Genomic DNA, 2466 nt, shown 5'->3' with positions numbered 1-2466 from the left:
GCGATCTGGTAGTAGCGCTCCATGCCCGCCACCATGAGCAGCTGCTTGAACAGCTGCGGGCTCTGCGGCAGGGCGTACCAGGACCCCGGCGACAGGCGCGCCGGGACGAGGAAGTCACGGGCACCTTCGGGTGTGGAGCGGGTGAGCGTGGGGGTCTCGACCTCGACGAAGCCGTGCCCGCCCAGAACCCGGCGGGCGGCCTGGGAGACCTCAGAGCGCAGGCGGATCGCGCGCTGCATCGGGGAGCGACGCAGGTCGAGGTAGCGGTACCTCAAACGAGCCTCCTCGCCGACCTGGCCGACCTCCTCGGCGTGGTCTGAGACCTGGAAGGGCAGGGGCGCGGCCACGTTGAGAATCTCCAGGTCGGTGACGACCACCTCGACCTCGCCGGTGGGCAGGTTGGGGTTGGCGTTGCCCTCCGGACGGGCGGTGACCTCGCCGGTCACGAGCAGGACGAACTCGGCCCGCAGGTCGTGAGCCACCTCCTGGCGGATGACCACCTGGGCGATGCCCGAGGCGTCGCGCAGGTCGATGAAGGCGACCCCGCCGTGGTCCCGGCGCCGGTCCACCCATCCGGTGAGGGTGACGACCTGTCCGATGTCTGAGGGGCGCAGGGATCCTGCGTCACGGGTGCGCAGCACGGTGCTGGTTCCTTCCGCTGGGGGCACTGATCCGGTACCCGTCGGGGCGCACCGCGAGACGGGCGGGCGCTGGCGCGATCCTACGACGGACCCGCGGGCGCTCCCGCGCGACGACGGGCCGCGTGACACGGTCGACAGGCGGCGCGCGGCCCCGACGGCCTCAGGCGAAGCCTCCCGGACCGGACTGATGTCGCGCCAGCCGCCACCGGTTGAACACGACGACGGCCGCCAGGACGCACAGCAGCACCGCCAGGGCCATGACACCCGTGCCGACGAAGGGGAAGGAGTCCGACCGGACCTCCACCGCCCTGGCCTGGGGCTCGCTCCCGTTCTGGACGGCGGGCAGAAGCCTGGTGCCGCCGTAAGTGACCTGAGTGGTCGGAGAGGCGGTCGCTGTCGGGGGCGCCACGGTCGAGCTGCCCCCGATGACCGTGACATCGGCGACCGTGAAATAGGGGCTCTTGTTCGTGTAGTCGGCGGTGCGAACCTTGCTCGTGGGGATGTCGGGGCCCGCGGTCACCGAGAAGCGCAGCCAGTGGACCCCCTTGCCCACGTCGCGGGGAATCTCGACGGTCCCCGAGGCCGTGCCGTCCTCAGCGATCTGGAGCACGCCGAGAACCCCACGTCCCGCAGCGGTACCGTCCTCCAGCACCAGGGTGCCGTCGTCGACAAGGATCTGAACGGTGGCCCCCTGGGGAAAGCCGGAGAGTGTGAAGGTCAGTGTCCCGCCGACCGCGACCGTCGAGGGGCTCACTGTCGAGGCGGTACCGGTGGTCGACTCCCCCGTCGTGACGATCCCGGCGGCGGGCGCGGGGACCAGGCCGGGAGCGGTGAGGACCAGGGCTACCGCGATGACGAGCAGCCAAGAGGGTAGCGTCACCCACCGTGCCACGAGTCCTGCTCGTGGAGCACGTGTTGTGCATCTCCGGTGCCGCACCGCCGTCCTCTCCGCTTCGCCGTCCGGGAGATCGTCTCACACCTCGGCGCGGCCACGGCGCCACGGCGCCAGCGTCGCGGGTCGGACGAGGAGGATGACGGCCCCTGCGGCCAGGGCGAGCAGCCCTCCTGCGGTGACGAGCATCCAGTCGCCCGGTCCCAGCAGACCATGCCCCGGCTGCTCGGCGCCGATGGTCAGGACGTTGGCTCCCTCGCCCGCGGGAGCACTGACCGCCTCGATCTCCAGCTGGGCCCAGCCGAGAAGCTCGGAGTCCCGGTCGGCGATCGCCACCTGGTAGGTGCCCGCCTCGAAGCCGGAGACATCGATGGACACCGACTGCGCCCCGTCGACCTGCACCCAGCCCGCAGTCCTCGCGCCCGGGTAGATGAACACGGCCACCCAGTCGCCCTCCTTAGCCTTGCTCGACGGCAGGATGAACGTGACCTTGTCGCCGTTGCGCGTGCCCGACAGCGAGCCTGCGTTGGAAGCGTCCAGCTGCCCGGGGTCGCTGACCGGCGAGGAGGGCTCGGTCTCGGGCCTGGCGTTGGGGTCGCCGGGCACGACGACCTCAACCTCGTCCTCGGCGGGCTCCTGCTCGGCGGCGGGTTCGGGCGTCGACCGCTCCGTCGGCGCGGTCGCCGTGGTCACCGGCTCCGGGGTGGGCACCTCGGGCTCAGCGGTGGGCTCCGGCAGGACTGGCTCGACCGGAGCAGCCGTGGGCTCGGGCTCGGCCGGTTCGACCGGTTGACTGGGAGCCTCAGCCGTCGGCTCCGTGGTCGGCTCGGCAGGCGGTTCCGTGCTCGGTTCTGCACTCGGCTCAGCACTGGGCTCGATGCTGGGCACCGGTTCAGCAGTGGGCTCCGCCGGCGGCGCTGTCGTGGGCGCTGT

The 2466-nt window shown here is 71.8% G+C and carries 3 protein-coding genes; all 3 read right to left on the bottom strand.

Annotated elements, in window-relative coordinates; all coding sequences use genetic code 11:
- The coding region (locus Q4C85_RS11685) for an amino acid--tRNA ligase-related protein (protein WP_303142303.1) at nt 1-641 on the bottom strand (641 nt) is incomplete at its 3' end.
- Nucleotides 642-801: 160 nt separating this feature from the next.
- Nucleotides 802-1521, bottom strand: a complete 720-nt coding sequence (locus tag Q4C85_RS11680) for a hypothetical protein (RefSeq protein WP_303142301.1) — start codon at nt 1519-1521, stop codon at nt 802-804.
- A 93-nt stretch (nt 1522-1614) separates the two neighbouring features.
- Nucleotides 1615-2226 (bottom strand): hypothetical protein, encoded by a 612-nt coding sequence (locus Q4C85_RS11675; protein ID WP_303142299.1) that lies wholly within the window; start codon nt 2224-2226, stop codon nt 1615-1617.
- Between the last annotated feature and the right edge of the window lie 240 nt (nt 2227-2466).

Origin of the sequence: Actinomyces sp., from assembly GCF_030524025.1 — a bacterium.
Taxonomy (GTDB): domain Bacteria; phylum Actinomycetota; class Actinomycetes; order Actinomycetales; family Actinomycetaceae; genus Actinomyces.
The sequence above is the reverse complement of the archived record's forward strand: the minus strand, read 5'-3'. Positions and strand labels throughout refer to the sequence as shown.